28 protein-coding genes are annotated in these 26,243 nt (G+C 73.8%); 12 read left to right on the top strand and 16 right to left on the bottom strand.

The features are described 5' to 3' along the window. Positions 1 to 4: 4 nt before the first annotated feature. Positions 5 to 763: a ferritin-like fold-containing protein gene (locus AB0953_RS09230; protein ID WP_366858780.1), complete on the bottom strand. Its 759-nt coding sequence runs from the start codon at positions 761 to 763 to the stop codon at positions 5 to 7. A 452-nt stretch (positions 764 to 1,215) separates the two neighbouring features. On the opposite strand from AB0953_RS09230, the gene AB0953_RS09225 reads away from it, so the two are divergent. The 3 genes from AB0953_RS09225 to AB0953_RS09215 all read left to right on the top strand — a co-directional run bounded on the left by AB0953_RS09225 (position 1,216) and on the right by AB0953_RS09215 (position 4,579). After that, positions 1,216 to 3,357 carry a DEAD/DEAH box helicase gene (locus AB0953_RS09225; protein ID WP_366858779.1) on the top strand — a complete coding sequence of 714 codons (2,142 nt, stop codon included), beginning with the start codon at positions 1,216 to 1,218 and terminating at the stop codon, positions 3,355 to 3,357. A gap of 115 nt (positions 3,358 to 3,472) precedes the next feature. Next, positions 3,473 to 4,330, top strand: coding sequence for an alpha/beta hydrolase (locus AB0953_RS09220; protein ID WP_366858778.1), 858 nt, complete (start codon positions 3,473 to 3,475; stop codon positions 4,328 to 4,330). A 96-nt stretch (positions 4,331 to 4,426) separates the two neighbouring features. After that, the gene (locus tag AB0953_RS09215) at positions 4,427 to 4,579 is read left to right on the top strand and encodes a hypothetical protein (RefSeq protein ID WP_366858777.1); all 153 of its coding nucleotides are present in this window, start codon (positions 4,427 to 4,429) and stop codon (positions 4,577 to 4,579) included. Between the two features lie 120 nt (positions 4,580 to 4,699). Here AB0953_RS09215 and AB0953_RS09210 read toward each other — a convergent pair whose 3' ends face one another. The 4 genes from AB0953_RS09210 to AB0953_RS09195 form a co-directional block, all read right to left on the bottom strand. Continuing rightward, complete coding sequence (locus AB0953_RS09210; RefSeq protein WP_366858776.1) at positions 4,700 to 5,305, bottom strand: MarC family protein; 606 nt, start codon at positions 5,303 to 5,305, stop codon at positions 4,700 to 4,702. Between the two features lie 124 nt (positions 5,306 to 5,429). Beyond that, a complete protein-coding gene (locus AB0953_RS09205; protein WP_366858941.1) occupies positions 5,430 to 6,296 on the bottom strand; it encodes a PHP domain-containing protein in 867 nt (288 codons plus the stop codon). A gap of 114 nt (positions 6,297 to 6,410) precedes the next feature. Beyond that, the gene (locus tag AB0953_RS09200; RefSeq protein ID WP_366858775.1) at positions 6,411 to 7,052 is read right to left on the bottom strand and encodes a DUF6758 family protein; all 642 of its coding nucleotides are present in this window, start codon (positions 7,050 to 7,052) and stop codon (positions 6,411 to 6,413) included. 61 nt (positions 7,053 to 7,113) lie between these two features. After that, on the bottom strand, positions 7,114 to 7,698 hold the full coding sequence (locus AB0953_RS09195) for a suppressor of fused domain protein (RefSeq protein ID WP_366858774.1): 585 nt from the start codon (positions 7,696 to 7,698) through the stop codon (positions 7,114 to 7,116). Between the two features lie 382 nt (positions 7,699 to 8,080). On the opposite strand from AB0953_RS09195, the gene AB0953_RS09190 reads away from it, so the two are divergent. Continuing rightward, positions 8,081 to 9,196, top strand: a complete 1,116-nt coding sequence (locus AB0953_RS09190; RefSeq protein ID WP_366858773.1) for a magnesium and cobalt transport protein CorA — start codon at positions 8,081 to 8,083, stop codon at positions 9,194 to 9,196. 51 nt (positions 9,197 to 9,247) lie between these two features. After that, positions 9,248 to 9,760: a hypothetical protein gene (locus AB0953_RS09185; RefSeq protein ID WP_366858772.1), complete on the top strand. Its 513-nt coding sequence runs from the start codon at positions 9,248 to 9,250 to the stop codon at positions 9,758 to 9,760. Between the two features lie 41 nt (positions 9,761 to 9,801). On the opposite strand, the gene AB0953_RS09180 is transcribed toward AB0953_RS09185, so the two are convergent. Continuing rightward, positions 9,802 to 10,617: a hypothetical protein gene (locus tag AB0953_RS09180; RefSeq protein WP_366858771.1), complete on the bottom strand. Its 816-nt coding sequence runs from the start codon at positions 10,615 to 10,617 to the stop codon at positions 9,802 to 9,804. A 204-nt stretch (positions 10,618 to 10,821) separates the two neighbouring features. On the opposite strand from AB0953_RS09180, the gene AB0953_RS09175 reads away from it, so the two are divergent. From AB0953_RS09175 to AB0953_RS09165, 3 genes are all read left to right on the top strand, one after another. After that, positions 10,822 to 12,096 (top strand): CBS domain-containing protein, encoded by a 1,275-nt coding sequence (locus tag AB0953_RS09175; RefSeq protein ID WP_366858770.1) that lies wholly within the window; start codon positions 10,822 to 10,824, stop codon positions 12,094 to 12,096. Between the two features lie 187 nt (positions 12,097 to 12,283). Continuing rightward, on the top strand, positions 12,284 to 12,790 hold the full coding sequence (locus AB0953_RS09170; protein WP_366858940.1) for a DUF1003 domain-containing protein: 507 nt from the start codon (positions 12,284 to 12,286) through the stop codon (positions 12,788 to 12,790). 70 nt (positions 12,791 to 12,860) lie between these two features. Next, positions 12,861 to 13,994, top strand: a complete 1,134-nt coding sequence (locus AB0953_RS09165; RefSeq protein ID WP_366858939.1) for an Mrp/NBP35 family ATP-binding protein — start codon at positions 12,861 to 12,863, stop codon at positions 13,992 to 13,994. Positions 13,995 to 14,127: 133 nt separating this feature from the next. Here the strand turns inward: AB0953_RS09165 and AB0953_RS09160 are convergent, their stop codons facing one another. From AB0953_RS09160 to sigE, 5 genes are all read right to left on the bottom strand, one after another. Continuing rightward, positions 14,128 to 14,913 (bottom strand): hypothetical protein, encoded by a 786-nt coding sequence (locus AB0953_RS09160; protein WP_366858769.1) that lies wholly within the window; start codon positions 14,911 to 14,913, stop codon positions 14,128 to 14,130. A gap of 136 nt (positions 14,914 to 15,049) precedes the next feature. Beyond that, complete coding sequence (locus AB0953_RS09155) at positions 15,050 to 15,484, bottom strand: sec-independent translocase (RefSeq protein ID WP_366858768.1); 435 nt, start codon at positions 15,482 to 15,484, stop codon at positions 15,050 to 15,052. 122 nt (positions 15,485 to 15,606) lie between these two features. Then, a complete protein-coding gene (locus AB0953_RS09150) occupies positions 15,607 to 17,121 on the bottom strand; it encodes a trypsin-like peptidase domain-containing protein (RefSeq protein ID WP_366858767.1) in 1,515 nt (504 codons plus the stop codon). A 293-nt stretch (positions 17,122 to 17,414) separates the two neighbouring features. After that, complete coding sequence (locus AB0953_RS09145; RefSeq protein WP_366858766.1) at positions 17,415 to 18,059, bottom strand: zf-HC2 domain-containing protein; 645 nt, start codon at positions 18,057 to 18,059, stop codon at positions 17,415 to 17,417. Beyond that, on the bottom strand, positions 18,056 to 18,844 hold the full coding sequence (gene sigE, locus AB0953_RS09140) for an RNA polymerase sigma factor SigE (protein WP_366858765.1): 789 nt from the start codon (positions 18,842 to 18,844) through the stop codon (positions 18,056 to 18,058). The genes AB0953_RS09145 and sigE overlap by 4 nt, the downstream gene beginning before the upstream one ends. Before the next feature lie 165 nt (positions 18,845 to 19,009). Here sigE and AB0953_RS09135 point away from each other — a divergent pair, with 165 nt between their 5' ends. Continuing rightward, positions 19,010 to 19,672 (top strand): class I SAM-dependent methyltransferase, encoded by a 663-nt coding sequence (locus tag AB0953_RS09135; RefSeq protein ID WP_366858764.1) that lies wholly within the window; start codon positions 19,010 to 19,012, stop codon positions 19,670 to 19,672. A 121-nt stretch (positions 19,673 to 19,793) separates the two neighbouring features. On the opposite strand, the gene AB0953_RS09130 is transcribed toward AB0953_RS09135, so the two are convergent. Then, on the bottom strand, positions 19,794 to 19,961 hold the full coding sequence (locus AB0953_RS09130) for a DUF3117 domain-containing protein (protein WP_003966491.1): 168 nt from the start codon (positions 19,959 to 19,961) through the stop codon (positions 19,794 to 19,796). A gap of 345 nt (positions 19,962 to 20,306) precedes the next feature. On the opposite strand from AB0953_RS09130, the gene AB0953_RS09125 reads away from it, so the two are divergent. Then, positions 20,307 to 21,107 (top strand): enoyl-CoA hydratase-related protein, encoded by an 801-nt coding sequence (locus AB0953_RS09125; protein WP_366858763.1) that lies wholly within the window; start codon positions 20,307 to 20,309, stop codon positions 21,105 to 21,107. Between the two features lie 39 nt (positions 21,108 to 21,146). On the opposite strand, the gene AB0953_RS09120 is transcribed toward AB0953_RS09125, so the two are convergent. Beyond that, positions 21,147 to 21,725: a DNA-3-methyladenine glycosylase I gene (locus AB0953_RS09120; protein ID WP_366858762.1), complete on the bottom strand. Its 579-nt coding sequence runs from the start codon at positions 21,723 to 21,725 to the stop codon at positions 21,147 to 21,149. Beyond that, positions 21,722 to 22,201 (bottom strand): DivIVA domain-containing protein, encoded by a 480-nt coding sequence (locus AB0953_RS09115; protein ID WP_366858761.1) that lies wholly within the window; start codon positions 22,199 to 22,201, stop codon positions 21,722 to 21,724. The genes AB0953_RS09120 and AB0953_RS09115 overlap by 4 nt, the downstream gene beginning before the upstream one ends. Before the next feature lie 122 nt (positions 22,202 to 22,323). Here AB0953_RS09115 and folP point away from each other — a divergent pair, with 122 nt between their 5' ends. Continuing rightward, positions 22,324 to 23,184: a dihydropteroate synthase gene (folP, locus tag AB0953_RS09110; RefSeq protein ID WP_366858760.1), complete on the top strand. Its 861-nt coding sequence runs from the start codon at positions 22,324 to 22,326 to the stop codon at positions 23,182 to 23,184. 42 nt (positions 23,185 to 23,226) lie between these two features. On the opposite strand, the gene AB0953_RS09105 is transcribed toward folP, so the two are convergent. Then, positions 23,227 to 23,994 (bottom strand): TIGR00730 family Rossman fold protein, encoded by a 768-nt coding sequence (locus tag AB0953_RS09105; protein ID WP_366858759.1) that lies wholly within the window; start codon positions 23,992 to 23,994, stop codon positions 23,227 to 23,229. Between the two features lie 64 nt (positions 23,995 to 24,058). Continuing rightward, positions 24,059 to 25,138, bottom strand: a complete 1,080-nt coding sequence (gene dapE, locus AB0953_RS09100; RefSeq protein ID WP_366858758.1) for a succinyl-diaminopimelate desuccinylase — start codon at positions 25,136 to 25,138, stop codon at positions 24,059 to 24,061. Positions 25,139 to 25,223: 85 nt separating this feature from the next. On the opposite strand from dapE, the gene AB0953_RS09095 reads away from it, so the two are divergent. After that, positions 25,224 to 26,198, top strand: a complete 975-nt coding sequence (locus AB0953_RS09095; RefSeq protein WP_366858757.1) for a hypothetical protein — start codon at positions 25,224 to 25,226, stop codon at positions 26,196 to 26,198. Positions 26,199 to 26,243 lie beyond the last annotated feature (45 nt).

The raw sequence follows: 26,243 nt of genomic DNA, 5'->3' as shown, positions 1-26,243 counted from the left end.
CGCGTCAGGCCGCGAGGCCCAGGGCCGCCATCCGCTTGGTGTGCGCCTTGGTGATCCGGGCGAACATCTCGCCGACGGCGGCGAGGTCGAAGCCGGCCGCCATCCCGTCCACACCGCCGACCAGCATGGTCGAGAGCGCGTCGCGCTCGGCGACCACGCGCTGGGCCTGGGAGAGCGCCTCGCCCATCAGGCGGCGCGCCCACAGCGCGAGCCGGCCGCCGCAGCGCGGGTCGGCCTCGATGGCGGCGCGGACCTTCTCCACGGCGAAGCCGCCGTGGCCGGTGTCGTCGAGGACGCCGAGGACGAGGGCGCGGGTGTCGGAATCGAGGTGCGTGGCGACCTCGCGGTAGAAGTCGCTGGCGATGGAGTCGCCCACGTAGGCCTTGACCAGGCCCTCCAGCCAGTCCGACGGCGCGGTCTGGCGGTGGAAGGCGTCGACGCCCGCGGCGAAGGGCTCCATGGCGGCGGTGGGCTCGACGTCGATGGCCGCGAGCCGGTCGCGCAGCTGCTCGAAGTGGTGGAACTCCGCGGAGGCCATCTTCGCGAGCTCGGCCTTGTCGTCGAGGGTGGGCGCGAGCTTGGCGTCCTCCGCGAGGCGTTCGAAGGCCGCGAGCTCGCCGTACGCGAGGGCGCCCAGCAGGTCCACGACGGCGGCCCGGTACTGCGGCGAGGCGGAGGCGGTCGCCCAGTCCTGGGCAGCGATCCCGCTCGCGTCCGCGGGGGTGCTGTCGTCGGCGGGCGAGGCGTTTTCAACGGTCGGCATGCTCCGCACAATAGCCCGCCGGACCAGGCTCGAGGTCACCGCGTCGCAGCGGCGTCCGTCCACCTAAACGCGACGACCAGGTGAATTCACCCGACACGCCTGCGCGATTCCGGGGTACAGTGGTAATGCGCCTGCCGAATACTCGGCGGGCCATCCGAATGAGGATGCCCGGTCGGTGGCCCGATCGGCTCCAACCCGACCGCCCTCGGCCGATGCGTACGTCCATGCGTACCGCGTCCACGAGGGGCCCCCTCAGCGGCACAAGCGCTTGAGCGAAGGCCAGTGGTCCCGCGCAGCTTCGTACGTACGTCGCAGTACTGCAAGCCCGGCACGGTAGGACCCCCCTCTCGCCGCCTCGCGCCGCGTCTCACAGAAGAGGCAGCACCCTGACTACGTTCCGAGAACTCGGGATCTTTCCCGAAACCGCCGAGGCCCTCGAAGCCGTCGGCATCGTGACCCCCTTCCCGATCCAGGAGATGACCCTTCCCGTCGCCCTCTCCGGCACGGACGTCATCGGCCAGGCGAAGACCGGAACCGGCAAGACGCTCGGTTTCGGCCTTCCGCTGCTGGAGCGGGTCGTCGTCCCCGCGGACGTCGAGGCCGGCCGGGCCACGCCCGAGCAGCTGACCGACTCCCCGCAGGCCCTCGTCGTCGTCCCCACGCGCGAGCTGTGCACCCAGGTCACCAACGACCTGCTGACGGCGGGCAAGGTCCGCAACGTCCGCGTCCTCGCCATATACGGCGGCCGCGCGTACGAGCCCCAGGTCGAGGCGCTGAAGAAGGGCGTCGACGTGATCGTCGGCACCCCGGGCCGCCTGCTCGACCTGGCCGGCCAGCGCAAGCTCGACCTCTCCCGCGTCAAGGCCCTGGTGCTGGACGAGGCCGACGAGATGCTCGACCTGGGCTTCCTGCCCGACGTCGAGAAGATCATCAACCACCTGCCGGCCAAGCGGCAGACGATGCTGTTCTCGGCGACCATGCCGGGCGCGGTCATCGGCCTGGCCCGCCGGTACATGACCCAGCCGACGCACATCCGCGCCACCTCGCCCGACGGCGAGGGCGCGACCGTCGCCAACATCACGCAGCACGTCTACCGTGCGCACAACATGGACAAGCCGGAGCTCGTCTCCCGCATCCTGCAGGCCGAGGGCCGCGGACTGGCCATGATCTTCTGCCGCACCAAGCGCACCGCGGCCGACATCGCCGAGCAGCTGGAGCGCCGCGGCTTCGCCTCGGGCGCCGTCCACGGCGACCTGGGCCAGGGCGCGCGCGAGCAGGCGCTGCGCGCGTTCCGCAACGGCAAGGTCGACGTGCTGGTGTGCACCGACGTCGCCGCGCGCGGCATCGACGTCGACGGTGTGACGCACGTCATCAACTACCAGACGCCCGAGGACGAGAAGACCTTCCTGCACCGCGTGGGCCGCACCGGCCGCGCGGGCAACAAGGGCACCGCGATCACGCTGGTGGACTGGGACGACATCCCGCGCTGGCAGCTGATCAACAAGGCGCTGGAGCTCGACTTCCACGACCCGGTCGAGACGTACTCCACGTCCCCGCACCTGTTCGAGGAGCTGAACATCCCGGCCGGCACCAAGGGCATCCTGCCGCGCGCCGAACGCGTGCGGGCGGGCCTGAAGGCCGAGGAGATCGAGGACCTGGGCGAGACCGGCGGCCGCGGTGGCCGCGGCGGCCGGGGGCCGGCCGCCTCCGCGCAGCCCGCGGAGCGTCCCGCCCGGACCCGTACCCCGCGCCAGCGCCGCCGTACGCGCGGTGGCGCCGAGGTGGAGGCCGGTTCCGCGGCCGTCGCCGAGGCCGCAGTCGCCGAGGCCCCCGCGGTGGTCCCGGCCGCCGCCGAGGCCGTCGAGGCGCCCGCCGCCGACGAGGCGCGCCGGCCGCGCCGCCGCCGCACCCGGGTGTCGGCTGCCGCCGTCGCCGCTGCCGCGGTGACCCCGGTCGCCGAGGCGCCCACGGCCGAGGCCCCCGCCGCCACGGCGGCGAAGGCTCCGGCAGCCGAGGGCCGGGTCGTCCAGGCGCGCGTCGCCGAGGCTCCCGCGGCTCCCGCCGCCGTGGCCGTCGAGGCTCCCGCGGCCGAGGCCACGGCGGCGAAGGCACCGGCGGCGAAGGCACCGGCCGCGCGCCGGCCCCGTACCCGCAAGCCCACGCAGACCTCGATCCTGGCCGCGGCCGCGGCCGCGCCCGTCGTGGCGCCGGTGGTCCCGACCGGGCCGGAGCCGGACTTCCAGATCGCGCCGCCGTCCGAGCCGGTCCGCCCCCGCCGTACGCGGGCCCCGCGCCAGGCCGCCCCGGCCGCCGCAGTGGCCCCGGTCGCCGAGGCGCCCGCCGCCGAGGAGGCGCCGGCGAAGCCCAAGCGCACCCGGACCCGCAAGGCCGTGGCGCCGGCCCCCGAGGCGGCTCCGGCTGCCGAGGCGGTCGTGGCCGAGGAGGCCCCGGCGAAGCCGAAGCGGACCCGGACCCGCAAGGCGGCCGCGGCTGCGGAGGCTCCGGTGGCCGAGGCCGCCGCGGCCGAGGAGGCCCCGGTCAAGCCCAAGCGCACCCGGACCCGCAAGGCCGTGGCGCCGACCGCCGAGGCCTGAGCCCCGCCGTCGCCGTGATGCGAGGCCCCGGTCCCCTTCCAGGGGGGCCGGGGCCTCGTGCCGTACGGGCCGCACCGGCTCTGGACAGCCCGCTACGGGCCGGTAACCTCGGGCCATGAGCAAGCCGCCCCGCCTCACCCTGCCGTCCGACGCCCGCGCGTACCGCCTCTCGACCGCCCGCGGCGACTTCGCCGTGCACGAGGCCGGTGAGCCGGTGCGCGGCACGGCCCTGCTGGTCCCCGGCTTCACCGGCAGCAAGGAGGACTTCATCGGCCTCCTGGAGCCGCTGGCGGCCGCCGGGTACCGGGTCGTCGCCGTCGACGGGCGCGGCCAGCACGAGACGCCCGGCCCGCGCGAGGAGTCGGCCTACGCCCTGGAGGAGCTCGCGCTCGACGTGCTGGCGCAGGCGGCCGCGCTGGGCGGCGGCCCGGTCCACCTGGTCGGGCACTCGCTCGGCGGGCTGATCTCGCGGGCCGCGGTGCTGCGCGATCCGGCGCCGTTCGCCTCGCTGACCCTGATGAGCAGCGGGCCGGCCGCCATCTGCGAGGCGCAGCAGGAGCGGACCGCGCTGCTGGTGGCCGCGCTGGAGGCGATGCGCGAGGACATGCCGGGCATCTGGACGGCGATGCGTGCGCACGACCCGGAGGACGCGGTGCCGGACGCGCCCGAGCTGGCGGAGTTCCTGCGCGAGCGCTGGCTGGCCACGGTCCCCGAGCAGCTGATCGCCACGGGGCGGGTCCTGGTCTCCGAGCCGGACCGGGTGGACGAGCTGAGCGCGGTGGACCTGCCGAAGCTGGTGCTCTCCGGTGAGGTGGACTACGCCTGGCCGGTTCCGGTGATGGACGACATGACACAGCGTCTGAAGGCGCGGCGGGTGGTCGTGCCGGGCGCCGAGCACTCCCCCAACGCGGAGAATCCGCAGTTCACGGCGGGTGCGCTGGTGAAGTTCTGGGACACCGCGAGCCCCCGGTAGTTAGCTTATGAAAAAATTTCCTTAGCGTAGGGAATGTTTGCTTCATACACTTCGTTGGGAACGGTGCAAGGAGAACACTGACGAAGGGAGAAGCCGGTGCGCTTCGAGATTCTGCGCCTGGACGATGTCGACGGAACCGCCGTGGACAGCACCGTCGTGGACGCGGCCTCCGTCAACCGGATCGTGCAGCAGGCGGCCGCCGTCGGCCAGCGCATCCTGATCCGACCGGCCGAGAGTGCGTCCTCCTGACACGCGGCACCGGCTACGCCGCACACCGCACACCGCACGCCGGACGCCCCCGCACCGATCACTTCGGTGCGGGGGCGTTCGCATGTGCCCGGGGTCCGGGGCCGCAGGCGGGGCGGGGCGTCAGGCGCCGTGCACCACCTGGAGCACGCCGTTGATGATCTGCTGGACGGCGATGGCGGAGAGCATCATGCCGGCGAGGCGCGTCACGAGGACGACGCCTCCGTCCTTGATGACCCGGATGATCACCAGCGAGTACCGCATCGTGAGCCACAGGACCACGTGCATCGCGGCGATGGCGGTCCACACCGAGAACTGGCCGCCGAACCCCTCCGCCTTCTGCACGGCGAGGATGACGGAGACGATCGCACCGGGACCGGCCAGCAGCGGCATGCCGAGCGGCACGAGGGCGACGTTGACGTCCTTGGTCTGCTTGGGCTCGTCGGTCTTGCCGGTGAGCAGGTCGAGCGCGATGAGCAGGAGCAGCAGACCACCGGCGATCATCAGCGCCGGGACGGAGACGTGCAGGTAGTCCAGGATCTGCTGGCCGCAGATGCCGAAGACCGCGATGACGCCGAAGGCCACGCAGACGGCCTGCCAGGCCATCCGGCGCTGCACCTTGGCGGGTCGGCCGGACGTCAGGGCGAGGAAGATCGGCGTGATCCCCGGAGGGTCCATAATCACAAAAAGCGTGAGAAATAGGGATCCGAAGACGGCGAAGTCGAACACAGTGATGCCTTGCAGGGAGTTAGGGGTGTGACGGGGGAAAGAAGAGGGGCGCAGGGCGCGCAGGTGGACGTCCGTCCTCCCGGCACGGGCCGCCCAGGGCGACCGGCCAGGAGGGGCAGGAGCCTTACGCGCCCGCGGTTCCGCCGGCGCCGGGGACGGGGAAGGCGCCGAACGCGCGGCGCGTGATCTCGCCGTAGACCTCGGGGTCGGTCGTGTAGTCGCCGAGGCGGCACGTCTTGCGGCTGCCGTGGTAGTCGCTGGAGCCGGTCGTGAGCAGCCCCAGCTCGCCGGCGAGCCCGCGCAGCCGGGCGCGGGTGTCGGCGTCGTGCTCCATGTGGTCCACCTCGACCCCGTCCAGGCCGGCGGCCGCGAGCGCGGCTATCGCGCTCTCGGGCACGCACCGGCCGCGCTTGACGGCGGCGGGGTGGGCGAAGACGGTGACGCCGCCGGCCGCCTTGACCAGGCGGACGGCGTGGAAGGGGTCGAGCTCGTGCTTCTCGGCGTACGCGCGGCCGCCGTCGGCGAGCCAGTCCGCGGTGAACGCGTCGGACACGGTGGGCACGACGCCCAGCTCGACGAGGGCGGTGGCGATGTGCGGCCGGCCGACGGAGCCGCCGCCGGCGATCCGGGAGACCTGCTCCCAGGTGATGCCGACGCCCAGCGCCTGCAACTTGCCGATCATGGTCTGCGCGCGCGGGGTCCGGTCGTCGCGCACCAGCTCGCGCTCGCGGGCGAGTTCGGGCTCCTCGGGGTCGAAGAGGTACGCGAGCAGGTGCATCGGGATGCCGTCGAGGCGGCAGGAGAGCTCCATGCCGGTGACGACGGTGAGCCCGGCGGGAGCCGCGGCGATGGCCTCGGCGTGTCCGGCGACGGTGTCGTGGTCGGTCAGCGCGACCACGTCTAGCCCGGCGGCGGCCGCGTGGCGGACCAGCTCGGCGGGGGTGTCGGTGCCGTCCGAGGCCGTGGAGTGGGCGTGCAGGTCGATGCGCACGGCCATGGCTCCAGGGGTCGCGGGTACGGGGGGACACCCCAGGATAACGCCCGGCCGCACCGGCGGCCGACCGGCCCGCGCACGGCGGCGTCCGGGGCCCCGGACGGGTCGCCGTTACGGCCCCAGGATGCGGGGGCTCAGTGCGCCGCAGGGCATCATCTCGACCTCCGCCCCCAGGTCCCGCATGTCCGTCAGGACCAGCTCGTCGTACATCAGCAGGCCCGACTGCTCCGGCCAGGCAATGGCCCACAGCCATATCCCCCGCGCCTCCCCGGCGAAGACGGCCCGGTCGTCCGGGGTGTCCCGCACGAGCCACAGCGGCGTCGGGCGCCCCGCCGCGACGACCTTGGTGTGCGGAGGGGACGACACGTCGATGTACGCGCCGGGGTCGGGGCCGTCGATGCCCGCGTACCGCGCACCGAGCCCGACCCCCAGCTCCTCGGCGATCAGCAGCAGCTCCCCGACTCCGCCCAGCGGCCCGGGCCCCGAGCAGGCGACGGCCGTCGCCCGGCCGCCGCTGCGGTCGTCACCGGCAGCCGCCACCCCCGTGAAGAGCCAGCCCAGCGGCAGCGGCCACGGCATCCACACCGGCACCTGCGCCCGGCGGACGACCACCTCCAGCCCCTCGACGCTGGGCGGGATGACGGGCTGCAGCGGGTACACCGCGCCGTGCACCGCGCACTGCCAGGAGTCGGAGAACAGGCCGGGCGCCCTGACCCGGCCACCGCACTTCGGGCAACTTGGTTCGCCCCTCATAGGAAGCCACGCTCCTCCCCGCCCGGCGCGCCGTCAAGACACGATCACCCGTCCGGATGCCTCAGTCCAGCGTCACGGCCGTACGCAACGGGTCGCGCAGGTCGGTGCCGTGGGCCAGCCAGCGCTCCTGGAGGGCGGCCGCGCCGTGCACCCGCTTCCACGCCGCCTCGTTCGGCGTCATCGGCAGCAGCGGCAGGAACTGCACCGGATCCATGGGCTCGTCCAGCTCCAGGTCCTCCACGAGCCCGCCCGGCTCGGCGACCAGCACGGAGGTGAACGGCGCCCCCTCCCACAGCGGCTCGCCCACGTCGAGCGAGGCGCCCGGCGCCACCACGAGCCCCTCGACCTGCGGCGACGCGGCCAGCACGGCGAGCGGCCGCAGCAGCCGGTCGGTGGGCGCGAGCCCGGCCCGCACCGTCAGCACCAGTTCGGCGCGCGGCCCGCGCAGCGGGTCGGCGACCACCGCGGTCGGGTCGGTCATCGGGTTCGCGGACATGCCGAGCGTCGCGTACCGCACGAGGTCGCCCTCGGCGAAGCGGAGCACCTCGATGCGGTCGGTACCGAGGAAGGTGACGGCGGCGCGGGCGTCGGGTTCGCCGAGCGCGCTGCGCAGCCGGGCTTCGACGAGAGCCAGAATTTCTGCCATGGGGCGAGCATAGAACTCGTATCAGGCGGGTAAAGGGCGGGTCTTGACCATCCGTCGGCTGATAGTGTTGACCGCTGGTCGGGGCCGCACGCAGAAGCGTTGTTTCGAGGCCCCGGCGACAGGAAGTCCCCCACGGGGGACCGGCCGGAGGAGGTGGGGACTGTCATGGACCGAAGTCGATCGTGCAGTACCAACCGCTCTTCCGCTTCCTGTGCGGGCGCGTCCCGCTCCATGTGATCGTCCGATCAGCAGAAGAGCGACGGCAGAACGTCTTGTCCTCCCGTCCTGTTCCTTCCGCCGCGTCCCGGCCTGCCCGCCGGACGGCACGAGCGGAGGGTCTCCCACCCGTGCGGTCCCGTCCGTGCGCGAGAAGGAGCCTGCCATGTCGATGCTGCCCTACCTGCGTGCCGCCGTACGTCCGGCCCTGCGCAGGTCCGCTCCCGTCCAGCCCGGTTACGACACCACCCGCGACCCCTCGGCGAGCAGCGCCGTGGTGGACTGCGCCGTCTACCGCGACGGCCGGCGCGCCCTCGGCCCCTCGTGCCTGACGCCGCGTGAGGCGATCCGGCGCGTCCGCGAGGACGGCGGCTTCGCCTGGATCGGCCTGCACGAGCCGACGGAGGAGGAGTTCGCGGGGATCGCCGCCACCTTCGGCCTGCACCCGCTGGCCGTGGAGGACGCGGTCCACGCCCACCAGCGCCCGAAGCTGGAGCGCTACGACGACACCCTCTTCACGGTCTTCAAGACCATCCACTACGTGGAGCACGCCGAACTCACCTCCACCAGCGAGGTGGTGGAGACCGGCGAGGTGATGTGCTTCACCGGCCCGGACTTCGTGATCACGGTCCGGCACGGCGGCCAGGGCTCCCTGAGGGGCCTGCGCCACCGCCTCCAGGACGACCCCGAGCTGCTGTCCAAGGGCCCCTCGGCCGTCCTGCACTCCCTCGCCGACCACGTCGTGGACGGGTACATCGCGGTCGCGGCGGCCGTGCAGGACGACATCGACGAGGTGGAGAACGCGGTCTTCGCCGCGCCCGCCAAGGGGGTCGCCCGCGGCGGCGACGCGGGCCGCATCTACCAGCTCAAGCGCGAGGTGCTGGAGTTCAAGCGGGCCGTCGCCCCGCTGCTGCGGCCGATGGAGCTGCTCAGCGAGCGGCCGATGCGGCTGGTCGACCCGGACATCCAGAAGTACTTCCGCGACGTGGCCGACCACCTGGCCCGCGTGCACGAGCAGGTCGTCGGCTTCGACGAGCTGCTGAACTCCATCCTCCAGGCCAACCTCGCGCAGGCGACCGTCGCCCAGAACGAGGACATGCGCAAGATCACCTCCTGGGCGGCGATCATCGCCGTCCCCACCATGATCTGCGGCGTGTACGGGATGAACTTCGAGCACATGCCCGAGCTCCACTGGAAGTACGGATACCCGATGGTGATGGCCGCCATCGTCGGCACCTGCCTCACCATCCACCGCGCGCTGCGCCGCCACGGCTGGCTCTAGGGAGCCGAGGGCCCGGAAGGGGCGTGCGGGGCACCCCCTACTCTGGTGCGCATGACTCTCAGCACGCTCGACCTGGCCCTCGTCGAGGAGGCCACCAAGAAGTCCGGCCTGATCTGGGTCCGCGGCTCGGGGGCCGAGCGCGCCCTGTGGCACGCGTGGGTGGACGGCGCGGCCCACGTGCTGGGCGACGGCCCCGGCGAGCAGCCGCTGCCCGGGCTCGCGGACGGCTCGGCCGCCGAGGTGACCGTGCGCAGCAAGGACAAGGGCGGCCGGCTGGTGGCCTGGACGGCTGCGGTACGGGAGCTCGCGCCGCGGGGCGAGGCCTGGGAGGCGGCGGTGGCCGAGCTGAAGGGCAAGCGGCTGAACGCGCCCGACTCGGAGGAGATGACCGAGCGGTGGGCGCGCGAGTGCCGGCTGCTGCGGCTGGAGCCGGTCGCGGCGAGCACCGAACTGCCGGCCGGTTCGCTGGCCGCGGTCCCGGTGGGCTCCCCCGCGGTCACCCGCCGGCCGGTCCCGGCGGGCCTGCCGAAGCTGCTGCTGAAGCGGAAGAAGGCGGCCCGCTAGCCTCCGCCGCCCCGTGGCCGGGGCGGCCGCCGCCGTCCGGGCTACTTGGTCGGGTCGGAGCCCTGGCCGGCGCCCCCGCCCGCACCGCCCTTGCCGCCGCCGGCCGACGGGGCCGGGCCGCCGCTCTGGTCCTTCGTCGTCGGCAGCTGGGAGCCGTAGTCGACGGTCTGGTCCTGCGGGGGCGCCTGGAGCGGGAACTGCTTGCCCCAGTCGGAGAGGTCGACCGTCCCGGCGCCGCCGGCGCGCTCCATCCGCAGCGGGTACGGGGTGCCCTCCAGGGAGACCGACAGCTTGCCGCCCTTGCCCTTGTCCCCCGCCGTGACCTGGACGGCGCGGGTGGCGCCGACCTTGGTGTACTCCTCGGTCTTGGCGAGCTTGCCGTCGAGGCCGAGCAGCCCGTCGAGCAGGACGTGCATGTCGGTGAAGCCGCGGAACTGCTTGTAGGTGGGGTCGCTGTCGGGGACCTTCACGTACTTGTCGCCGAGCTTGCCGGCCGAGTCGGACTTCCCCCAGAAGGCGGCGCTCGCCTTGAGGTAGAGCTGCTCTCCCACCCGCAGCAGCTGGAACGTGTCCTCCTTGGACTTCACCTCGCCGGACCCGCCGTCCTTGCCCAGGCGCACGTCCAGGGCGTAGGTCTTGCCGCCGCTGACGAGGGTGCCCGACAGGTGCACCGAGGAGGCGGCGGCCGCCGCGGCCTTGGCCTTGCCCTCGATCTGGGCCGCGGACAGCTTGCCCACGCCGTTCGTGCCCTCGTCGGGGTCCGCCCCGCAGCCCGTGCCGGTGACGGCCAGACCGGCGAGCAGGACGCCGGCGAAGGCGGCCCGGCGCAGCCGTGCTGCGGGAAGGTGGGCGGTCACGGGCAGGTGCCTCTCTTCGGGGGTCTTCGGGCAGCAGGCAGCGTACCCGGCCCCGCGCGGCGGCCCGCGCCCGCGGCCCCCTCGGCCGCCGCGGCCGGCGCCCGGGTGCTGCGCCCGGGCGGACCGCCCCACCAGGACGCCCGTGCGCCCCACGGGCTAGCCTGAGGGCGGCAGGAGTGGTGATCGACGCTAGGAGGCGCTGGGATGGCCGGAGGCGCCCCGCGGATCTTCGTATCCCATCTGTCGGGTGTGCCCGTCTTCGACCCCAACGGCGACCAGGTGGGCCGTGTCCGGGACCTGGTCGCGATGCTCCGCGTCGGCGGCCGCCCGCCGCGGCTGCTGGGCCTGGTGGTCGAGGTGGTCAGCCGGCGCCGGATCTTCCTGCCGATGACCCGGGTGACGGGCGTGGAGTCCGGACAGGTCATCACCACCGGCGTGGTGAACATGCGGCGCTTCGAGCAGCGCCCCACCGAGCGGCTGGTCCTGGGCGAACTGCTCGACCGGCGGGTGCGGCTGACCGCGACGGGCGAGGAGGTCACCGTCCTGGACGTGGCCATCCAGCAGCTCCCGGCCCGCCGCGACTGGGAGATCGACAAGATCTTCGTGCGCAAGGGCAAGGGGGGCGCGCTGCGCCGCCGCGGCGAGACGCTGACGGTGGAGTGGTCCGCGGTGACCGGCTTCTCGCTGGAGGAGGAGGCCCAGGGCGCGGAGAACCTGGTGGCCACCTTCGAGCAGATGCGCCCGGCCGACGTGGCGAACGTACTGCACCACCTGACGCCGAAGCGGCGCGCCGAGGTGGCCAGCGCCCTCGACGACGACCGGCTCGCGGACGTCCTGGAGGAGCTCCCGGAGGACGAGCAGGTGGAGATCCTCGGCAAGCTGAAGGAGGAGCGGGCCGCCGACGTCCTGGAGGCCATGGACCCCGACGACGCGGCCGACCTGCTGTCGGAGCTGCCGGAGGACGACAAGGAGCGGCTGCTGACGCTGATGCAGCCCGACGACGCGGCCGACGTGCGCCGCCTGCTGTCGTACGAGGAGAACACCGCGGGCGGTCTGATGACGACCGAGCCGATCGTGCTGCGGCCCGACGCGACGGTCGCGGACGCGCTGGCCCGCGTACGGCAGGCGGACCTGTCGCCCGCGCTGGCCGCCCAGGTGTACGTGTGCCGCCCGCCGGACGAGACGCCGACCGGCAAGTACCTGGGCACGGTGCACTTCCAGCGGCTGCTGCGCGATCCCCCGTTCACCCTGGTCAGCTCGATCGTGGACACCGACCTGCCGCCGCTGCGCCCGGACGCCCCGCTGCCGGCGGTGACCAGCTACCTGGCCGCGTACAACATGGTGGCCGTGCCGGTGGTCGACGAGGGCGGCGCCCTGCTGGGAGCGGTGACCGTGGACGACGTACTGGACCACCTGCTGCCGGACGACTGGCGCGAGACGGACTTCCACCACTCCGAGGAGGTGGTCCGTGGCCAGTGACCGGGACCGGGGGCGCGAGCGCGAGCAGGCCCGCGAGCGGCGCCGGGAGCAGATCCGGGAGCGGCGCGAGCAGGCGCGCGCCCAGGCGAGGGAGCAGGGGCTCGTGGAGGCCTCGGAGCGGGTGGCCGAGCGGGTCGCGGAGCGGGCCGAGCGGGTCCGGGCCGGGCAGTCGACCGGGGCGAGCGCGCTGTCGCGCTCGCGGGCCCGGCTGGACCAGCCGCGGGCGCCGCGGCGCTCGCTGCTGCCCGAGTACGACCCGGAGGCGTTCGGGCGGCTGTCGGAGCGGGTGGCGCGGTTCCTCGGCACGGGCCGGTTCATCGTCTGGATGTCGCTGGTCATCGTGGTGTGGGTGCTGTGGAACATCTTCGCCCCGGACCACCTGCGCTTCGACCGGTACCCGTTCATCTTCCTGACGCTGATGCTGTCGCTGCAGGCCTCGTACGCGGCCCCGCTGATCCTGCTCGCGCAGAACCGGCAGGACGACCGCGACCGCGTCAACCTGGAGCAGGACCGCAAGCAGAACGAGCGGTCCATCGCCGACACCGAGTACCTGACGCGGGAGATCGCGGCGCTGCGGATGGGCCTGGGCGAGGTCGCGACGCGCGACTGGATCCGCTCGGAGTTCCAGGACCTGATCAAGGAGATGGACGAGCGGCGGCTCTTCCCGTCCGAGAGTGACGAAGGCGACCGTTAGCGGCCTTTCCTGAGGCAGGCTACCGAGCCGTACCATCGGGGGCATGGCTACCGACACAAGCTCCGCCGCCGTGCCCGAGCAGGACGCGATCCTGGACGCGCTGGCGACGGTGAACGACCCCGAGATCCACCGGCCGATCACCGAGCTCGGCATGGTCAAATCGGTGGAGATCGGCGACGGCGGCGCGGTCGCCGTGACGGTCTACCTGACGGTGTCGGGCTGCCCCATGCGCGAGACGATCACCAAGAACGTCTCCGAGGCCGTGGAGAAGGTCGCCGGCGTCACCTCCGTCGCGGTGTCCCTGGACGTGATGAGCGACGAGCAGCGCAAGGAGCTGGCTGCCTCGCTGCGCGGCGGCACCGCCGAGCGCGAGGTCCCGTTCGCCAAGCCCGGCTCGCTGACCCGCGTCTACGCGGTCGCGTCCGGCAAGGGCGGCGTCGGCAAGTCGTCGGTGACGGTGAACCTGGCCGCGGCGATGGCCGCGGACGGCCTCAAGGTCGGTGTCGTGGACGCCGACATCTACGGCCACAGCGTGCCGCGCATGCTCGGCGTGGACGGCAGGCCCACGCAGGTCGAGAACATGATCATGCCGCCGTCGGCGAACGGCGTGAAGGTCATCTCCATCGGCATGTTCACCCCGGGCAACGCGCCGGTGGTGTGGCGCGGCCCCATGCTCCACCGCGCGCTCCAGCAGTTCCTGGCGGACGTGTTCTGGGGCGACCTGGACGTGCTGCTGCTCGACCTGCCGCCGGGCACGGGCGACATCGCGATCTCGGTGGCCCAGCTGGTCCCGAACGCGGAGATCCTCGTCGTCACCACGCCGCAGCAGGCCGCGGCGGAGGTCGCCGAGCGGGCCGGCTCGATCGCCGTCCAGACCCACCAGAAGATCGTCGGCGTGGTCGAGAACATGTCCGGGCTGCCCTGCCCGCACTGCGACGAGATGGTCGACGTGTTCGGCACGGGCGGCGGCCAGAAGGTCGCCGACGGCCTGACGAAGACGGTCGGCGCGACCGTCCCGGTCCTCGGCTCCATCCCGATCGACGTGCGGCTGCGCGAGGGCGGCGACGAGGGCAAGCCGGTGGTCCTGTCCGACCCGGACTCCCCGGCGGGTGCGGCGCTGCGCGCCATCGCCGGCAAGCTGGGCGGGCGCGCCCGCGGCCTGGCCGGCATGTCGCTGGGCATCACCCCGCGCAACAAGTTCTGACGTTCTGACAGCGGTGCGGCCGGCGGACGGGCCGCACCCCGGCGAGGGCACCGCCTGCGGGCGGTGCCCTTTCGCATGGGCCCGGGCCGGGCTCCGTACCGACCCGGACCGCCCGCGCACCCGGCCCGTGAGGCTAGGCCTCGTACGCCGAGAGGTCGCCGATCACCGAGAAGCCGAGCCCGTACGCGCTCATGCCGCGGCCGTAGGCGCCCAGGTGGACGCCGCCCGGGGTGGAACCGGCGAGCACCCAGCCGAACTCGGACTCGCGGTAGTGGAACGGCGTCGGCTCGCCGTCCACGGGGAGCGACAGCGTCGACCAGTCCGGGCCGTCGAGGTGGTCGGCCAGCTCCCAGGCGGCCTCCGTCTGCTGCTCCAGCCAGTCGTCGCGCAGGGCGTGGTCCATCTGGCCGGGCCAGCTGTACGCCAGCAGCCCCGAGCCGGCCAGCCAGGCCGCGGAGGAGACCGAGGTGGCCTCCAGGGTGCCGGTGCCGTCGCCGCTGCGGCGCAGCGGATTGCTCGCGACGGTGATGACCACCGCGAAGCGCTCCTTCTCGCCGGTGGCGATCTCGCCGCGCACGGACGGCTCGTCCCCGTGCCCGGTGGAACCGTGCTCGACGGTCCCGTCGGCCCCGGTGCCCACCTGCATCAGCCAGCGGGGGCCGGTGAAGGCCCCGTCCAGCCCGTACCAGGGGAAGTCGGCCCGCAGGAAGCCCTCGGCCGTCCGGCGGGCCGCCGGGACGGGCGCGGCGGTCTCCTCGGGCGGGGCGGGCGTGCTCGGCGCGGGTGCCGCGGGGGCCGCGGCACCCGCGGCGGCGGCTGATGTGGCAGGTGTGGCGGCGGGTGCAGTGGGTGCGGCGGCTGGTGCCTCGGGTACCTCGGCGGGCTGTGTGCCCACCCGGCTACTGCTCGTCGTCTCCATCGATGCGGCCTCTCGTTCCGTTGGGTCCGGAACGGCCCTCCCCCACACACGTCGGGGGGACCCCCACCTCGGGCGTCCTGTGTCCGGACTCATGGAGGATAGCCACCGGACACCGGATCGCCCGGCAGGCTCGGGCTCAGGTGGCGTCGGCGTCGAACGGGGTGCGCTGCTCGGCGGCCGGGGCGGCGGGCTTCTTCAGCAGGTCGGGCCCGGCGGCGGAGGCGCCCGCGGCGGCCGGCTCGGGGGCGGTGTCGCGGCTGTTGACCGCGTCGGTGACCTCGTTCAGCTCCTGGCGCAGGTCGAAGCTGCTGCGGATCTCCCGCAGGTCCTCGTTCTCGGCGAGCTGCTTGCGGATGAAGGTCTTGGGGTTCAGGTCCTCGAACTCGAAGTCCTTGAAGTCCGGGCCGAGTTCGGAGCGGATGTCCTGCTTGGCGCTCTCGGAGAAGGCGCGGATCTTCCGGATGACGCCCATGACGTCCTGGATGACCTTGGGCAGCTTGTCCGGTCCGAAGACGAGGATGGCCAGCACCACGATGGTGACAAGCTCGAGTGCGCCTATGTCGTTGAACACCTTGCCGCTCCTCGGCTCTCTTCACTCCAGGCCACCACACACGGTACCCGGCGTTGTCGCCGCTCCCCTACATCGGTACTCCTTCGGCCCGCTTTTGGGCATGTTCCGCGGCGCGCTCCCCGTCATGACCCGTCCGCGGAGCCGAGGACCAGCCGCAGGGTGCGCTCCTGGCCGTCGCGGAGGACGGTGAGGGCCAGGGGGTCGCCGGGGCGGTGCGAGCGGATCTTGATGATCAGCTCGTCGCCGCCGTGGACGCGCGTGCCGTCGACCTTGGTGATCACGTCGCCGCCCTTGACCCCGGCGCGGGCGGCGGGCCCCCCGGGGGTGACGGCCGGCTTGCCGCCCTCGCCCTTGGTGCCGACGCGGGCCCCGTCGCCGGTGTACTCCATGTCGAGGGTGACACCGATGACGGGGTGCGTGGCGCGGCCGGTGCGGATCAGCTCCTCGGCGACGCGCTTGCCCTGGTTGACGGGGATGGCGAAGCCGAGGCCGATGCTGCCGCTCTGCTTCTCGGAGTCCGCCTTGTCGGCTCCGCGGATGGCGCTGTTGATGCCGATCACCCGGGCCTTGGCGTCGAGGAGCGGGCCGCCGGAGTTGCCGGGGTTGATGGGGGCATCGGTCTGGAGGGCGTCGACGTAGCTGATGTCGCTGCCGTCGCCCTTGTCGCCGCCCGCGGTGACGGGGCGGCCGGTGGCGCTGATGATGCCGGCCGTGACCGTGTTGGAGAGGTCGAAGGGCGCCCCGATGGCCACCACCGGGTCGCCGACCTTCACGTCCTCGGAGTTGCCGAGGGCCAGCGGCTTCAGACCCCGTACGCCGTCGACCCGGACGACGGCCAGGTCGTACCCGCTGTCCTGGCCGACCAGCCGGGCGGCGACGCTCTCCCCGGTGCTGAAGGTGACGGTGATGTCCTTGGCACCGGCGACGACGTGGTGGTTGGTGAGGATGTGCCCCTGCGGGTCGAGGACGAACCCGGTGCCGGTACCGCCGCCGCCGCTGCCGCGGACGTGGAGGGTGACCACGCCGGGCAGTGCGGTGGCGGCGATGCCGGCCACGCTGTCGGGGGCCCGGTCCTTGCCCTCCACCGCCGCCTGGGGGAGTTCGAGGCGGGTGCTGCTGCTGCGCTCGGCGAGCACGCCCAGCCAGCCGCCGACCCCGCCGGCGAGCAGCGCGACGCCGGCTCCGAGCGCGACCGCGTGCCGCAGCCCCACCACCCGCCGGCCGGCCGCCTTGCCGCCCTGCCCGTCCAGCTGCCAGGTCTCCACCGCCCCGACGCCCCAGGGGTCGTACGCAAGGGGTGCGGCGGCGGTGGCGGCGTCCGCCGCCTCGGGGCCGGCTGCCGCGGTCGTGCCGGGCCCTCCGGCGGCAGCCTCCGCCGGTGCGGGGCCGGCTTCTGCGGCCCCGGCCGGCTCGGCGGCAGCGGGAGCCGCCGCGGTGTCGGGGACGGCCTCGGGCTCCGGTGCAGCGGGGCCGCCTCCCTCGCCAGGACCGGCCTGCGGCGACTGCGCCGCGGCGGGAGCATCCGCTGCGGCGCGGTCGGCCTCTCCTGCGGGGGCGACGGGCCGGGGCGCGGGGACCGGGTCGGCAGGGCGGGTCTGCCCGGGCGGAGACGGTTCGGGCTGGTGCTGGTCGGCCATGTGGGCGCTCCCCGGGTACCTGTGGCACCGCAGGGCGGCGCATCTGCCGCCCGATTCAACCAGGTCGCCCCCGGGGCGGGCGCGGCGCCCCCGGGCCCCGGAGCCACCCCGTACACCCGACCCGCAGCAAGCCCCGCAGCACCGGCAACGGGCCCGCCGGGACGTGCCTCCAGCGCAGCACAGCCGGGAACGCCCGGCGGCTGACGGGGGGCCTCGGTCGGAGGCCGAGCCCTCTGGCCACGGCCCCCTCGCAGACGGCGGCATCGGCTGCGCCCCCGGCCGGAGGCGGGCCGTCAGCGCAGCAGAGAGACCCGGTGCGGCGAGGGGGAGGTGGAGGGCGCGGCCGGTGGCACGGGGCCGGCCGGGCGGGGGGCGACGGCGAAGCCGGACCGGGGCTCCCGGTCGCGGACGACGGCATCGGCCACGGACACCGCCGGGCCGGGGGCGACGGACACCGCGGGCCCGGGCCGGGACGCCGGGGACTCGCCCCGCGCGTTCGGCTCGACGGAGTCCAGCGGCAGCGAGCCGCCGAGCGCGATCGCGGCCAGCGAGACCGCCCCGGCCGCCACGAACGCGAAGCGCCGCCGCGGCCGCCCGACCTCGTGGATCCGGAAGCCCTGCTGCGGCGGTTCGACGGCGGCCCGGTACCCGAAGAGCTCGGCACCGGGCGGCCCGGGCGGCCCCGGCGGCCCGTCGGGGCCCCCGCCGGGCAGCTGCTGGAGCCGCGCGAGCAGCCCGGCCGACAGCGGCGGCGGCGCGCTCTCCACGAACAGGGTCTTCAGCCGGCGCTGCGCATCGGCCTCGGCCTTGCACTTGGGGCACGTGGCCAGGTGTGCCAGGACCCGCTCGCGCGCGTCATGGCTCAGCTCGCCGTCGACGAGGGCCGCGAGACGGTCGCCGAGGTGCTGCTCGGCGGGGGAAGGACTGACTCCGCTCACTCGGCTCCGCCCTCTCCCCCGGCGCCCGGGGCGCCCGGGGCGCCCACGGCGACCCCGGCCAGCGCGCGCTGCTCCGCGCGGGCCTCGGGTGAGCGGTGCTTGAGCGCCTTGCGCAGGTGCGAGCGGCCCCGGTGGATCCGGCTGCGCACGGTGCCGAGCTTCACCCCGAGCGTGGCGGCGATCTCCTCGTACGACAGGCCCTCGATGTCGCACAGCACCACGGCCGCGCGGAACTCGGGCGCCAGCGTGTCCAGCGCCTGCTGCACGTCGGCGTCGAAGTGGGTGTCGTGCAGCACCTGCTGCGGGGACGGCTCGCGGCTCGGCAGCCGCTCCGCCGCGTCCTCGGCGAGGGCGTCGAAGCGGATGCGCTGCTTGCGGCGGACCATGTCCAGGAAGAGGTTCGTGGTGATGCGGTGCAGCCAGCCCTCGAAGGTGCCCGGCGTGTACGTGGACAGCGAGCGGAAGACGCGGACGAAGACCTCCTGCGTCAGGTCCTCGGCGTCGTGCTGATTGCCCGTCAGACGGTAGGCGAGGCGGTAGACCCGGACGCTGTGCGTGCTGACGATGTCCTCCCACGAAGGAGGGGTCCACGCCGGTGAGCCCGCATCGGCGGCGAAGGACGCGGTGGTTGCGGTCGCGGCGGTGTGGAAGCGGTCAGCAATGTCGGTCACGGATTTCGGCTCACCCGCCGACCAGAAGAGGCGCCTCAGCACGCCTCGCCGATCCACAGGCGCAGCCGCACCTCCCCTATCGGCTCTGGTGGTGTCCAGTGGAGTCCCTACCATAGCCACCCCTCCCGTCAGCTTTGGATAAGCGTTTTTGCCCTAACTTTGCACACGGCGCCGCGGCGGTGGGCGGTGATCTGCACGGAGCCCGCCCGGCCGTCCCCGTCCCTTCTCCAACGCCCGGTCCCATCTGCGGGTTCCCGACGTCAGCGGATACAGTCACCGTTGCGCCAACTATGGGGACAGGAGAGGGTCATTACCGGCAACCGGCAGACGAGCTGGGCGTTCGCCGACGCGTTTGTCGCCGAGGACGACGCTCTGCGGTGGGCCCGCGACCGGGCCAGGGAAGCGGGCCTGCGCGCCGTCTCCCCCGGCACCGGGGCCGCGCTGCGCCTGCTCGCCGCCACCGCCGACGCCAAGGCCGTCGCCGAGATCGGTACGGGTACCGGCGTCTCCGGCATCCACCTGCTGCACGGCATGCGCCCGGACGGGGTGCTGACCACCGTGGACCCCGAGCCCGACCGGCAGGCCTTCGCCCGCCAGGCCTTCCGCGCCGCCGGCTTCGCCGGCAACCGCGCCCGCTTCATCCCCGGCCGCGCCCTGGACGTCCTGCCCCGGCTCGCCGACGGCGGTTACGACCTCGTCTTCTGCGACGGGGACCCCGCCGAGTCCCTCGACTACCTCGCTGAATCGTTGCGCCTGCTGCGCCCGGGGGGCCTGGTGTGCTTCGAGGGGGTCTTCGCCGACGGGCGCACCGTCGACTCCTCCGCCCAGGAGACCGAGGTGCTGCGCGTGCGGGAGCTGCTGCGCGGGGTCCGCGAGAGCCCCGCCCTGGAGGCGGCCCTGCTCCCGGTGGGCGACGGCCTGCTGTGCGCCGTCCGCCGCTGAGCCCCGGCCCGGCCCGCGGGCCCCGGCCCGGGCGGCCGCCCGGGCCGTGACACAACACTGCCCCGGCCGCAGGATGCGGGCCGGGGCAGCGCAGAGTATGCAGGTGGTGCCGGGGGGTGGGTCAGCCGACGACCTTCTTGAGGGCGTCACCCAGGGCGTCCGCCTCGTCCGGCGTCAGCTCGACGACCAGCCGACCGCCGCCCTCGAGCGGTACGCGCATGACGATGCCCCGCCCCTCCTTGGTGACCTCGAGCGGGCCGTCGCCCGTCCGCGGCTTCATGGCCGCCATGCTCGTTCCCCTTCCTGAAACCAGCTCATCGTCAGCCGACGGCCCCATTCAGGTGCCTGGAACCCGGCATCGAACACATTGCTTCCCGGCCATTATCCCGCATGTCAGGACCCGATGACCAACATCGGCCGGGAACGCTTGCGCAACGCGCCCTGCCAAAACCACTCATTTCGGGGACCTGCCTGCGATACTTCGCCCGCTCTGCGTCCGCTCTGCGCGCACACGGCCGCTTCTTTCTTTGACACACATCACATGCCCTGGAGCGGCCCCGTCCGCCATGCTGACCCTGTACCGGCCAGTACCGATCCGCTGGCCGGGTCCGCGACGGAGGGGACACCACCTGCCATGGCCGACACCGTGCTGTACGACGTGACCGACGGGCTCGCCACGATCACGCTGAACCGCCCCGACGCGATGAACTCGCTGAACACGGAGCTGAAGGTCGCGCTGCGCGACTCCCTGGAGGCCGCGGGCGCCGACCCGGGCGTGCGCGCGGTCCTGCTGACCGCGACCGGGCGGGCCTTCTGCGTGGGCCAGGACCTGAAGGAGCACGTCGGGAACCTGGAGGCGGCCCGGCAGTCCGGCTCGGGCAACGCGCTGAGCACCGTGAGCGAGCACTACAACCCCATCGTCCGGGCGATCACGCAGATGCCGAAGCCGGTGGTCGCCGGGGTCAACGGCGTCGCCGCCGGGGCGGGCTTCGGCTTCGCGCTGGCGGCCGACTACCGGGTGGTGGCCGACACCGCAAGCTTCACCACCGCCTTCGCCGGGGTCGGGCTGTCCGCCGACTCCGGGCTGTCGTGGACGCTGCCGCGGCTGGTCGGCACCAGCCGGGCGGCGGACCTGCTGCTGTTCCCGCGGTCGATCACCGCGCAGGAGGCGCAGGAGCTGGGTCTGGTCAACCGGCTGGTGCCGGCGGCGGAGCTCGCGGACACCGCCGCCGAGGTCGCGCGGCGGCTGGCGGACGGCCCGACCGTGGCCTACGCCGGGCTGAAGGAGGCCCTGGCGTACGGGGCCGGACGGTCGCTCGCCGAGGCGCTGGAGAAGGAGGACGAGCTCCAGACCCGTTCGGGCGCCTCCGAGGACCACGCGATCGCGGTCGCGGCGTTCCTCGCCAAGGAGAAGCCGAAGTACACCGGGCGCTAGCCCGAACGGGAGCCGGGGCGGCGTGGCCGCCCCGGGCCGTCAGGCGGCGGGGGTGCGGGCGGTGCAGGCGGCCAGGTGGTCGTTGACCAGGCCGCAGGCCTGCATCAGCGCGTAGGCCGTGGTGGGCCCGACGAAGCGGATGCCCTCCTTCTTCAGGGCCTTGGCCAGGGCCGTGGACTCGGGCGTCACCGCCGGGACGTCCTCGATGGTCGTCGGGGCCGGGCGGCCCGGCTCCGGGGCGTGCGACCAGATCAGCTCGTCCAGCTCGCCCGGCTTCCACTGCGCGAGCACCCGGGCGTTGGCGAGCGCGGCCTCGATCTTGGCCCGGTTGCGGATGATCCCCTCGTCGGCGAGCAGCCGCTCGGCGTCCCGCTCGTCGAAGCGGGCGACGGCCGCGATCCTGAAGTCGGCGAAGGCCGTGCGGAAGCCCTCGCGCCGCCGCAGGATCGTCAGCCAGGACAGCCCCGACTGGAAGGCTTCCAGGCACAGCCGCTCGTACAGGGCGTCGTCCCCGTGCACCGCCCGGCCCCACTCGGTGTCGTGGTAGGCGATGTAGTCGGTGGTGGACAGCGCCCAGGGGCAGCGCAGACCCCCGTCGGGCCCGGCGAGGGCGCTCACTGCGCGTCCCGCTTCGAGAGGTCGACCGCTGCGGCGTCCTCGGCGGGCACGGCGTCCTCGACCGCTGCGGCGTCCTCGGCGGGCACGGCGTCCTGCGGTCCGCCCTCCTCCCCGGAGTCCGCGGCCGCGGCGGCCGGGGCCGGCCGCGCGGGCCGGGCCGGCCGGGCCGCCGGTGCGGCGTGCGCCGCGTGCGCCGCGGCCGCGGTCAGCTCGGCGATCCGCGCGTCGCGCTCGGCCAGTTCCGCCGACAGCCGTTCCAGTACGTCGTCCACCTCGGCCATGCGGTAGCCGCGCGGCGCCACCGGCAGCCGCAGGGCGTCGATGTCGGCCGGTGCGACGGGCCGGCTCTCCGGTAGCGCGTCGGCCACCCGGTCCGGCTCCGCCTCGGGGAGCACGGGCTCCGAGCCGCCGCCGACCACCGCCAGGGTGACCGCCGCGACGACCACGACCAGCGCGATCAGCAAGAACCAGAACACGATCAACTCCCCGGGGCAATGGCTGGGGGCATGTCCCGGCGGCGGCCGGGGGGACCCACTTCCGGTCACCAGGTTAAGGTCGCAGACGAGGCGCGAGGGCCGCCTGAGGAGGAAAGAACGGGATGCTGCGACTGGGCAGGCGCGAGTTCGACACTCACGAGCCGGTGATCATGGCCATCGTGAACCGGACGCCGGACTCCTTCTACGACCAGGGCGCCACGTTTCGTGACGAACCCGCCCTGGACCGCGTCGAACAGGCGGTGGCCGAGGGCGCCGCGATCATCGACATCGGCGGGGTCAAGGCCGGTCCGGGCGAGCACGTGGACGCGGCGGAGGAGGCCCGGCGCACGGTCGGCTTCGTCGCCGAGGTCCGCCGCCGCCACCCGGACGTGGTGATCAGCGTCGACACCTGGCGGCACGAGGTCGGCGAGGCGGTCTGCGAGGCCGGCGCCGACCTGCTCAACGACGCCTGGGGCGGGGTCGACCCCAAGCTGGCGGAGGTCGCCGCCCGGTACGGCGCCGGGCTGGTCTGCACCCACGCGGGCGGGGTCGAGCCGCGCACCCGGCCGCACCGGACGGCGTACGACGACGTGATGGCGGACATCCTGCGGGTCACGGTGGGCCTGGCCGAGCGGGCGGTGGAGCTCGGCGTCCGCCGGGACGCGATCATGATCGACCCGGGGCACGACTTCGGGAAGAACACCCGCCACTCCCTGGAGGCCACCCGGCGCCTGGCCGAGATGACCGACACCGGCTGGCCGGTGCTGGTCTCGCTGTCCAACAAGGACTTCGTCGGCGAGACCCTCGACAAGCCGGTCAAGGAGCGGCTGCTCGGCACCCTCGCCACGACGGCCGTCTCGGCCTGGCTGGGCGCGCAGGTCTACCGGGTCCACGAGGTGGCCGAGACGCGGCAGGTCCTGGAGATGGTCCGGTCGATCCAGGGGTACCGGGAGCCGGCGGTCGCCCGCCGGGGACTGGCCTGAGCCAGGCCGGCCCCCGGACGGGCGGACGGACGGGCGGCCGGGCTACTTCCCGACTTCCTTCGTCACGAGCGCGATCGCCTCGTCCACGTCGTCGGTGACGTGGAAGAGGTACAGGTCGCGCTCGGAGGCCTTGCCCTGGGCGATCACGGTGGTGCGCAGCCAGTCGACCAGGCCGCTCCAGTACTCGGTGCCGAACAGCACGATCGGGAAGCGGGTGATCTTCTGGGTCTGGACCAGGGTGAGGGCCTCGAACAGCTCGTCCAGCGTGCCGAGTCCGCCGGGAAGGACCACGAAGCCCTGGCTGTACTTCACGAACATCGTCTTGCGGACGAAGAAGTACCGGAAGTTCAGCCCGAGATCGACGTGCTGGTTGAGCCCCTGCTCGAAGGGCAGCTCGATGCCCAGGCCCACCGAGATGCCGCCTCCCTCCCGGGCGCCCTTGTTGGCGGCCTCCATCGCGCCGGGGCCGCCGCCGGTGATCACCGCGAAGCCGGCCTCGACCAGGGCGCCGCCGATCCGGACGCCGGCCTCGTACTCCGGTGAGCCGGCGGGCGTGCGCGCGGAGCCGAACACGCTGATCGCCGGCGGCAGCTCGGCCAGCGTGCCGAAGCCCTCGATGAACTCCGACTGGATGCGCAGGACCCGCCAGGGATCGGTGTGCACCCACTCGCTGGGGCCGGCCGAGTCCAGCAGCCGCTGGTCGGTCGTACTGCCCGCCTGCACCTGGCTCCGCCGCCGCAGTACCGGCCCGAGCTGCTGCTCCTCGGGCCGGCGGCGAGGGTACCCCTCGGAATTGCGGTGGTTGCCCATGATGTGCTCCCTCCTGCTGATCGTTGGATCAGCGTAGGCGCACGAAGGTGACGGCAAGCGGAATTCAGGCGGTCAGCCAGGCGCGGAGTCGTTCCTCGCAGTGCAGGATCGCCTTGGTCTCCACCCGCTCGTCGACCTTGTGCGCCAGCAGGGCGTCGCCCGGGCCGTAGTTGACGGCGGGCACGCCGAGCGCGCTGAAGCGGGAGACGTCCGTCCAGCCGAACTTGGGCATCGCCCGCCCGCCGACCGCCTCCATGAACGCGGCCGCCGCCGGGTGGGAGAGGCCGGGCAGGGCGCCGCCGGAGGAGTCGTCGACGACGTACTCGGCGACCCCGCAGTCCGCGAAGACCTCACGGACGTGGGCGAGGGCCTCGGCCTCGCTGCGGTCGGGGGCGTAGCGGAAGTTGACGGTGACGGTGCAGGCGTCGGGGATGACATTGTTGGCGACGCCGCCCTCGATGCGCACCGCGTTGAGGCCCTCGTGGTACTCCAGGCCGTCGATCACGGGCTTGCGCGGCTCGTACGCGGCCAGCCTCGCCAGGATCGGGGCGGCGGCGTGGATGGCGTTGGAGCCCATCCAGCTGCGCGCGGAGTGGGCGCGCTCGCCCGCGGTGCGCAGCAGCACGCGCAGGGTGCCCTGGCAGCCGCCCTCGACCTCGGCGTTGGAGGGCTCCAGCAGGACGGCGAAGTCGCCGGCCAGCCAGTCGGGGTGGGCCTCGGCGACCTTGCCCAGGCCGTTGAGGTCGGCGGCGACCTCTTCCTGGTCGTAGAAGACGAAGGTGAGGTCGCGGTTGGGCTCGGGCACGGTGGCCGCGATGCGCAGCTGGACGGCGACGCCGGACTTCATGTCGGTGGTGCCGCACCCCCACAGCACGCCGTTCTCGTCGAGGCGGGAGGGGACGTTGTCGGCGATCGGGACGGTGTCCAGGTGCCCGGCGAGGACGACGCGCTCGGCGCGGCCGAGGCGGGTGCGGGCCACGACGTTGTTGCCGTGGCGGTCCACCGTCAGGTGCGGCAGGGCGCGCAGGGCCTGCTCCACGGCGTCGGCGAGGACCTTCTCGTCGCCGCTCACGGAGGGGATGTCGACGAGCCGGGCGGTCAGCTCGGCGGCGTCCAGGGTGAGGTCGAGCTCGGATTCGGTCATGGACCGACCCTAACGCGCGGGGCTGCGGCGAACGTCTCACGTCCGGCCGGTGGACGTGGCATCTGGCTCAAGTACGGTGGGCCGCGTGTCCCAGAGCGATCTTCCCCGCCCCCGCCGCCGCCGTCGGCTCCTGACGGCCGCCGGCCTGTGCGTCCTGCTGGCGCTCGTCGGCTACCTCGTGGTCCAGTTCAACTCGCTGGGCGGTGGCGGTGCACCGCACTGCACGGCTTTCGATACGGCCGGAAATGTCGCCGACCGGGGCGCACGCCAGTCCTACGACATGACGCCGGAGCAGGCGGCGAACGCGGCGACGATAGCCGCGGTCGGCGTGGCGAAGGGGCTGCCGGACCGGGCCGTGACGATCGCGCTGGCGACGGCCATGCAGGAGTCGGCGCTGCGCAACCTCGACCACGGCGACCGGGATTCGCTGGGCCTGTTCCAGCAGCGGCCCTCGCAGGGGTGGGGCACCCCGGAGCAGATCATGGACCCGGTGTACTCGGCGGGGATCTTCTACGACCGGCTGGTCGAGATCAAGGGGTACTCGCGGCTGCCGCTGACGGAGGCCGCGCAGCGGGTGCAGCTGAGCGGCTTCCCGCAGGCGTACGCGAAGCACGAGCCGGACGCTACGGTCCTGACGGCGGCCTTCGCGGGCGGCGGCGAGCTGACCTGCGGCGGGCCCGCCCCGACCACTCCCGGCGACCCGGAGAAGGTGCGGGGCGAGCTGAAGCGGATCTTCGCGAAGAACGCGCTGCACACGACGCCCGCCGCGCCGGGCGGCGCCGCGGACGGCGGCCGGGGGATCAAGGAGTCCGAGGTCACGGTCGTGGAGAAGAGCGGCGGCGGGGAGCCCGCGGAGCGCGGCAGCCGGGCGATCGCCGGGTGGGCCGTGGCGAACGCGCGCGGGCTGGGCATCGCGCGGGTCTCCTACAACCAGCGGGGCTGGGTCGCCGGCGAGGCGAAGGGCCAGTGGCAGAACAAGGGGCTGCCGGGGGCCAAGGCGGGCGACGGCGACCCGCACAACGCGCCGCAGGGCGAGGTGCGCATCTTCGTCAAGAAGTGACGCGCGGCCCGGATCTCCGCTCAGGCGTGCGGGGCGTCCCCCGCC

The organism is Streptomyces sp. NPDC046866 (genome assembly GCF_040704625.1).
Taxonomy (GTDB): Bacteria; Actinomycetota; Actinomycetes; order Streptomycetales; family Streptomycetaceae; genus Streptomyces.
The sequence above is the reverse complement of the archived record's forward strand: the minus strand, read 5'-3'. Positions and strand labels throughout refer to the sequence as shown.

Bases quoted from the DNA above. Each gene is read 5' to 3' on its own strand.
- AB0953_RS09230 (WP_366858780.1), bottom strand. From the start codon at position 763: ATGCCGACCGTTGAAAACGCCTCGCCCGCCGACGACAGCACCCCCGCG.
- AB0953_RS09220 (WP_366858778.1), top strand. From the start codon at position 3,473: ATGAGCAAGCCGCCCCGCCTCACCCTGCCGTCCGACGCCCGCGCGTAC.
- AB0953_RS09200 (WP_366858775.1), bottom strand. From the start codon at position 7,052: ATGAGGGGCGAACCAAGTTGCCCGAAGTGCGGTGGCCGGGTCAGGGCG.
- AB0953_RS09195 (WP_366858774.1), bottom strand. From the start codon at position 7,698: ATGGCAGAAATTCTGGCTCTCGTCGAAGCCCGGCTGCGCAGCGCGCTC.
- AB0953_RS09190 (WP_366858773.1), top strand. From the start codon at position 8,081: ATGTCGATGCTGCCCTACCTGCGTGCCGCCGTACGTCCGGCCCTGCGC.
- AB0953_RS09185 (WP_366858772.1), top strand. From the start codon at position 9,248: ATGACTCTCAGCACGCTCGACCTGGCCCTCGTCGAGGAGGCCACCAAG.
- AB0953_RS09175 (WP_366858770.1), top strand. From the start codon at position 10,822: ATGGCCGGAGGCGCCCCGCGGATCTTCGTATCCCATCTGTCGGGTGTG.
- AB0953_RS09160 (WP_366858769.1), bottom strand. From the start codon at position 14,913: ATGGAGACGACGAGCAGTAGCCGGGTGGGCACACAGCCCGCCGAGGTA.
- AB0953_RS09150 (WP_366858767.1), bottom strand. From the start codon at position 17,121: ATGGCCGACCAGCACCAGCCCGAACCGTCTCCGCCCGGGCAGACCCGC.
- sigE (WP_366858765.1), bottom strand. From the start codon at position 18,844: ATGGTAGGGACTCCACTGGACACCACCAGAGCCGATAGGGGAGGTGCG.
- AB0953_RS09130 (WP_003966491.1), bottom strand. From the start codon at position 19,961: ATGGCGGCCATGAAGCCGCGGACGGGCGACGGCCCGCTCGAGGTCACC.
- AB0953_RS09125 (WP_366858763.1), top strand. From the start codon at position 20,307: ATGGCCGACACCGTGCTGTACGACGTGACCGACGGGCTCGCCACGATC.
- folP (WP_366858760.1), top strand. From the start codon at position 22,324: ATGCTGCGACTGGGCAGGCGCGAGTTCGACACTCACGAGCCGGTGATC.
- AB0953_RS09105 (WP_366858759.1), bottom strand. From the start codon at position 23,994: ATGGGCAACCACCGCAATTCCGAGGGGTACCCTCGCCGCCGGCCCGAG.
- dapE (WP_366858758.1), bottom strand. From the start codon at position 25,138: ATGACCGAATCCGAGCTCGACCTCACCCTGGACGCCGCCGAGCTGACC.